Source organism: Nostoc sp. (assembly GCF_041747015.1).
Lineage (GTDB): Bacteria > Cyanobacteriota > Cyanobacteriia > Cyanobacteriales > Nostocaceae > Nostoc.
Genome location: NZ_JBGTFY010000142.1, coordinates 1 through 5,588, shown reverse-complemented (window position 1 = coordinate 5,588; position 5,588 = coordinate 1). Strand labels below are relative to the sequence as shown.

Annotated in this window: 7 protein-coding genes and 1 pseudogene; 4 read left to right on the top strand and 4 right to left on the bottom strand. The window is 41.1% G+C overall.

The window, feature by feature from the left end; translation table 11 throughout:
- Positions 1-52: 52 nt before the first annotated feature.
- Positions 53-652 carry a hypothetical protein gene (locus ACEW80_RS11060; RefSeq protein WP_373526619.1) on the bottom strand — a complete coding sequence of 200 codons (600 nt, stop codon included), beginning with the start codon at positions 650-652 and terminating at the stop codon, positions 53-55.
- 140 nt (positions 653-792) lie between these two features.
- On the opposite strand from ACEW80_RS11060, the gene ACEW80_RS11055 reads away from it, so the two are divergent.
- Genes ACEW80_RS11055 through ACEW80_RS11045 form a run of 3 tightly spaced genes read left to right on the top strand, consistent with a single transcriptional unit; the run spans position 793 to position 2,845 of the window.
- Positions 793-1,605, top strand: a complete 813-nt coding sequence (locus tag ACEW80_RS11055) for a ParA family protein (RefSeq protein WP_373526618.1) — start codon at positions 793-795, stop codon at positions 1,603-1,605.
- Positions 1,606-1,607: 2 nt separating this feature from the next.
- The gene (locus tag ACEW80_RS11050) at positions 1,608-2,210 is read left to right on the top strand and encodes a ParB/RepB/Spo0J family partition protein (protein WP_373526617.1); all 603 of its coding nucleotides are present in this window, start codon (positions 1,608-1,610) and stop codon (positions 2,208-2,210) included.
- An 8-nt stretch (positions 2,211-2,218) separates the two neighbouring features.
- Positions 2,219-2,845 carry a hypothetical protein gene (locus ACEW80_RS11045; RefSeq protein WP_373526616.1) on the top strand — a complete coding sequence of 209 codons (627 nt, stop codon included), beginning with the start codon at positions 2,219-2,221 and terminating at the stop codon, positions 2,843-2,845.
- 129 nt (positions 2,846-2,974) lie between these two features.
- On the opposite strand, the gene ACEW80_RS11040 is transcribed toward ACEW80_RS11045, so the two are convergent.
- Complete coding sequence (locus ACEW80_RS11040; protein ID WP_373526615.1) at positions 2,975-3,505, bottom strand: hypothetical protein; 531 nt, start codon at positions 3,503-3,505, stop codon at positions 2,975-2,977.
- A 68-nt stretch (positions 3,506-3,573) separates the two neighbouring features.
- On the opposite strand from ACEW80_RS11040, the gene ACEW80_RS11035 reads away from it, so the two are divergent.
- Positions 3,574-3,717 (top strand): hypothetical protein, encoded by a 144-nt coding sequence (locus tag ACEW80_RS11035; protein ID WP_373526620.1) that lies wholly within the window; start codon positions 3,574-3,576, stop codon positions 3,715-3,717.
- A 125-nt stretch (positions 3,718-3,842) separates the two neighbouring features.
- On the opposite strand, the gene ACEW80_RS11030 is transcribed toward ACEW80_RS11035, so the two are convergent.
- Together ACEW80_RS11030 and ACEW80_RS11025 are read right to left on the bottom strand one after the other, a co-directional pair.
- Entirely contained in the window at positions 3,843-5,378 is a 1,536-nt protein-coding gene (locus tag ACEW80_RS11030; protein WP_373526614.1) for an IS66 family transposase, read from the bottom strand.
- Positions 5,379-5,429: 51 nt separating this feature from the next.
- A pseudogene (locus ACEW80_RS11025) lies at positions 5,430-5,588 on the bottom strand (DUF4277 domain-containing protein); the annotation flags it as partial.

The following is a 5,588-nucleotide window of genomic DNA, read 5'->3' as shown; positions in this document are numbered from 1 at the left end:
TTATCAATCGTTAATATCTCTTACCAACCACTCTTGAAGAGGGTGTGTGCCATCATTGCTGCCAAGGTGAAGGAATCGCTGTTGTTGAAAGCACTTCCCCCGTTGTTAATCTGATCGCAGTCTGCTCACAATTAGGACATTGGACTTTCACCTGGATCAGTGAAGAACGGTCTTTGTATTCTCCCATCACAGGCTCTCCAGTATATTCGCTAATTATTCCTTGTTGGCAGTGGTAGCACTCGAATATGACACGCCCCACTGAGGAGTTACAATCCAAAAACTGGATATGTTGACAGCGTTCTGGCACTAACTCTTCTTCTTCTTCTTCTTCGCTCTTTGTCAATTGGCCCTGCTGCTTGGACTGTTGCGGTGATTTGGATTTTCTCTTGTCAGGAGAGGTACGTTCTGCTTTACGTTTCTCTAAATGTTGTGGTTTTTCAGCAGCGTTCGGCTTTGACCTTAAAGGAGGTATCGCCTCTGCTTCGGCTGGCTGCTCAACTGACGGCAGATCATCACTGGGAGTAATGTCAGGCTCAGAGGTTGGCTGCTGTTTCTCTACTGGTTTATAAGCTACAAGGTCAAGCTTTGGGCTTTGGGCTTTGGGTTTTGGCTGTTGCTTGGGTGGCTTGGGCGATCGCTCGGTAGACTTCATAATGCCTGGGGTAAAACTTTCTTTAATAAACTATCTTGAATGCAAGACATAATAAGGGCAAGTAATTCGTGGGATCATATATTGATATATGATATCGGCTTCACAATATATGATTCGGAAATAGCACTCAAAGCGAAACCATGCAAATTCGACTAGCTGTGATTAGCAACGCTGGTGGCAGTGGTAAGACTACACTTTCAGTTCATTTAGCTTACGACCTAGCAAAACGCAAGTACAATGTAGCCTTACTAGATCTCGACCCACAAGGCTCATTAACGTTATTCTGCGGTTTGAATCCACCAGAACCAGAACAAACTTTAGCAGGAGTTCTCAAAGATAAATTTGACGGGGTTTGGCCATTAACTCCTTGTTGGAGCCAGTACACCAATAATGTTGTCGTATGTCAAGGGGGAATGGTATTAACCCAAACAGCAGATGAACTTGTGCTACACAAAAGAGGAGCCTACCTTTTAGCAGACTGTTTAACTGATCATCCACTAGCACACGACGCAGTTATTTTTGATTGCCCAGCTACCCTTGGGCCTTTACCTTTAATGGCTCTAGCCGCTTGTACACATATTATTATCCCAGTACAGCTAGAACCAAAATCAATTCAAGGAGCAGCACATTTATTGGAATGGTACTACTATCATTGCAAATACTTACGTTTAAACCCAATTCCAGAAATTTTAGGATTTGTTCCCAATCAATACGATGCTCGCAGAAGTACTCATAGACAGATGCTTGCAGGATTACCTGAACAGTTAGAACAGATGAAGATTCGAGCATTTCCAGCAATCCGGGATAGTGCAGAATTTGTCAATGCCAGCGGTCAAGGTTTACCATTGCATATTTACCGTCCTAGTCATCCTGCTAAGGATGATTTTAAAGAAACTACTTCTCATATTGTGACTTTAATTGGAAAACCTAAGACAACTAAAAAAACAAAATAATTATGAGCGCTCGTAACACTCCTAATCTGACAAATTATTTTTCAGGTGCGAAGCAATCTCAGCAATTATCTGAAGCGGAGGAAGAAATACAGCAATTAAGAGCAGAGATTGAAGAACTTCGTGACAAAAATTCTGGCGAGTTGGAAAGAGAACTGGAAGAGTTGCGAACACAACTTCAGTCACAATCAGGTATTGTATCAATTTCTATCGAACAAATAGAGCCGAATATAGAACAACCTAGACAAACATTTTTACCTGAAAGTATTGAATCGATGTCTCGCTCTTTAGCTAGCGATGGGCAGTTACAACCCGTTATTCTGATTCAAAGGGAGAATCATCTATTAATATTTGACGGAGAGCGACGCTGGCGCAGTGCTAAAGCTTTAGGTTGGCAAACCTTGTCAGCAGTTATTATTCCAGAACCCGCTGGTTTACATCGGAAAGCACTAATAACTTCTCTACATCGAGAAGACCTTAATCCTTTGGATACAGCACTTCCGGCAGCTATGAGGTACATCCTCAAAACTGAAAGCTATGCTAGGAAAGGGCAAGGAGGAAAACTGTATTGCATAATAGCGGGAAGCGCTGTAAGGCTGAGGCTATAGCGCGTGAATTGTCTACAACTACTGGATTAGAATTTCAAGATATTCCGCGCATTCTTTCAACAGTAATACGACGTTTGAATGGACAAAAGCGTATAAAATCGGTGATAGATTTAATGACAGCAGATGCAAAAGAACAAGAAAAAGAACTAGAGTCTTTAGATTTAAGCGACTCAGAACGAGCAATCTTAAGCCTACTGTTAGATTTACAGCTAAATCCTGCTTCTATTGATGCCAATATTTTTCCAATGCTATCTTTAGCAGAAGACCTAAAATTTGCCATTAGAGAAGGACTTAAAGGTGTTCATGCAATGGCTCTACAAAAACTTTCGGCAAAAAATTTAGGATTGACTGAACAAGAAGCAAAATCCATTAGGGAGAAGACCACGCACAAAGTAATAGTAGAAAATTTATCTGTTATTGTTACTCGAAAATTAGTAGCTGAAGTAATTTCATCTCAGTCCAAGTTAGCAATCACAAAAAACACTAATAAAAAATCAGTATCCCAAGCATCTCGTCGTTTACAACAACTCTCTTTAGAGTCGCTCAAGCAAGCTAACCCTGCTGAATTAATGGAATTACAGGAAGTCTTACGTAACAAATTAGTCGAAATTGAAAAAGTACTAAAACAAAATTAAAGATCGGTCACTACCCTCTGATAAATATTTTTGATCCTTGAGCGATCGCTTTTTTTCAACTAATCGGGTAAAATCACATTATTTGATGCACAGAAGCGGGGTAAGGCTCAAAGACCTTCCTCACCAATTTTAATAGGAGGCGTCCTTATCAAAAGGCAAGCTGTCAACATCCTCGAAGTTTCGCAAGTCTTTTTCCTGCTGCTTGCGGCGTTGCACGTATGTTCTGCTAGCGCCAATCCTCTCTCGCATCTGCCATGCCCCATAGTTTATTCCTTGTTCAGCGTGTGCAGCAGACACTTGATTATAATTATCGACCTCAATCTTTTTGCGGCGCTCCATTTCTTCCAGCCATCCCTCACTGATGCCATTATTCAGTTCAGATTCCATGTATTCAGGTCTGAGAGAGCCGTCAGGGTTAAACTGCTCCTTCTGTGTTGGGGTAAAAAAGTCGTAGGCGGTATACTCTACCCATTCTTCTGGATCGGTTTCATCCAGGTGTTTCCACTCGTCATAACTGGTTTTTAATCTACGAGCATAACTATCAATTGCTGCTGGATCTGAACCAGAAGATATTTTTTGTTGTCTTACCTCATCTTTCAACGTTCCATCTGGATTAAATTCTTTACCGTGCATATTTATCCAGCGTTTAATTCTTGACATAGTTAATTCCTCACAAGATTGATAAACATTCAATTAACTCAAAGTTTTATGACTCTTCAATTTGTTTTATGACTCTTCAATTTAAACACTTTGACACCAGACTAAATCAGTGGATTTATACTGATGGAGACAAGAATCCTGATTCAATTTTAACTGAAGAATTAGATAATACACTATTAGAGTCTTACTTCCCAGGTAAAGAATTTTCGTAACCGTTCACAGGGTTGCCGTAGGTTCAAACACAATGCATTTCAGCAATTGAAGGGGGTGCGAGGATAGATACTAGAAACTCCAGCATATTTAATAAAGGTAAATAAGCGTATATAGGGAATAAAGATTAAACAGCATTTATTACTTGTTCGTCAGAAGTGTTACCCTCTGGTAATAAAGAAGGAGCTGGTCTATTTTTACGTGCAGCATCCACAGCTTTGGTCATAAACTCCAAGACATTGCGACGCTGAGACTTTAAGGAAGTCACAACAGTTAACATCCGGGCAACAAAAGTACTACCTTTATAAGTTTGAGAGCCAAAACTGGTACGTCGCCATATAACGGCAGGACGTATAGCTCTTTCAGCGGCATTATTTGTTGGTTCCACACCCTCGGCAGTCACAAACAACCATAAGGCAGGTTCCACTTTTAAAATTTGGCGGCAAGTGCGAACAGTTTTAGCCAGTGGTGTTTTTTCTCTAGAACCAATCTCATGATTCGCAACTTCTTGTAAGGATGACTTAATCGAATCGCGGATTTCTTGAGCTAAAAGCTGGAACTCAACTAGCTTCAAGGTTCCATCTCGGACTCTGTGCCATAACTCAAATAATTTTTCCTGTTGTTTAACCAGAGCGTTTCCGATTTCTTTTGATACTCCAGGACGCTCTGATATTTTAATAAATTCTCTTTTTAAGTGTGCCCAGCACAATTGTCTTTGCCCTAAGCCGACCCAATTATATGCTGCGTATCGGTCTGAGTTTAAAATACCGCAGAAGTTTTCACCCAACAGATTTTTGGCAGCTTCTGAACAACGAGAAAGCGCGATCTGAAAAAATACCACTAATGGTGTAACTCCTACCCAGAGCCAAGCTTGACTCTTTTTCTCATTGCATCCATCAATGTTTCCCTGGACAAAGTGCGTTTCATCCGCTCCAACTATAGGGGAGTTTTGGACATATATTTTGGCTTCAGAGACTACGCTTTCTAATGAGTCACTTGCTTCTAGCCTGAGCTTGGTGACCATACCCAAGGACATAGAAACTCCAAAAACATCAGCTAATGCGCTTTGCACCATCCGAGTACTGTGGCGGTATAGTCCGCTCAATACAGCAACAAGGGCTACAACTCTTATTCCGTAACCACTTGGGTTTACATCAACAGGTAATATTGCACGCGTACTACTTCCACAACTGAGACATTCAAGTTGGTGTAAGCGATGTTCTATAACTATTGGGCTGATAGGGGGAATTTCCACTATCTGATGACGATAAGGGTCAGCGTCTTCTCCACTTAATTTCTCTCCGCAACAGCTACAAGTTTCTGGGCGGTGGTTTAAAACTTCTTTACAGTCTTCAGGCTCGTACAAAAAACGGCTGTGACCTTTATGTCCTGGTTGTCCCCCGCGCTTAAAACCAGTCTTCTTTTTCTCAGTCGGTTTCTGGGCGCTAGGTGGGTCAGACGACGGGGAAGATGACGAGTTATTTGATGTGCGATTGATTTTTTCTAAAAGCTCTTGCTGTTGGGCTTTTAAGTCAGCCAATTCTTGATCTGATTTTTGTATATGCTGCCCCATCTTCTCCACCAGTTGTCTGACACTGGCTGGAGTTCCTTCCCAATCTGAGTCGGAAATTTCAATCCCGTAATTGAGGCAGTTTTTATCCATGTCTCCTAATCTACCATCTATGTGTACCTATTTTTTGGAGTAGCGTTTGGGAATCCTGTGAACGGTTACCCCCAGCTTATCATCATTGAGATATTCTGGTTTTACTCCTGCGCCAATTAAGTGTTCACAAGCGATTAATTCAAAGAATTTTGGAAACATATATAAAGGCTGTGACATCATACTTAAGCCGTTTAAAATCATCGCCTTTAC

Excerpts from the sequence above, each read along its gene's own strand:
- ACEW80_RS11060 (WP_373526619.1), bottom strand. The coding sequence starts at position 652 with ATGAAGTCTACCGAGCGATCGCCCAAGCCACCCAAGCAACAGCCAAAA.
- ACEW80_RS11055 (WP_373526618.1), top strand. The coding sequence starts at position 793 with ATGCAAATTCGACTAGCTGTGATTAGCAACGCTGGTGGCAGTGGTAAG.
- ACEW80_RS11050 (WP_373526617.1), top strand. The coding sequence starts at position 1,608 with ATGAGCGCTCGTAACACTCCTAATCTGACAAATTATTTTTCAGGTGCG.
- ACEW80_RS11040 (WP_373526615.1), bottom strand. The coding sequence starts at position 3,505 with ATGTCAAGAATTAAACGCTGGATAAATATGCACGGTAAAGAATTTAAT.
- ACEW80_RS11035 (WP_373526620.1), top strand. The coding sequence starts at position 3,574 with ATGACTCTTCAATTTAAACACTTTGACACCAGACTAAATCAGTGGATT.
- ACEW80_RS11030 (WP_373526614.1), bottom strand. The coding sequence starts at position 5,378 with ATGGATAAAAACTGCCTCAATTACGGGATTGAAATTTCCGACTCAGAT.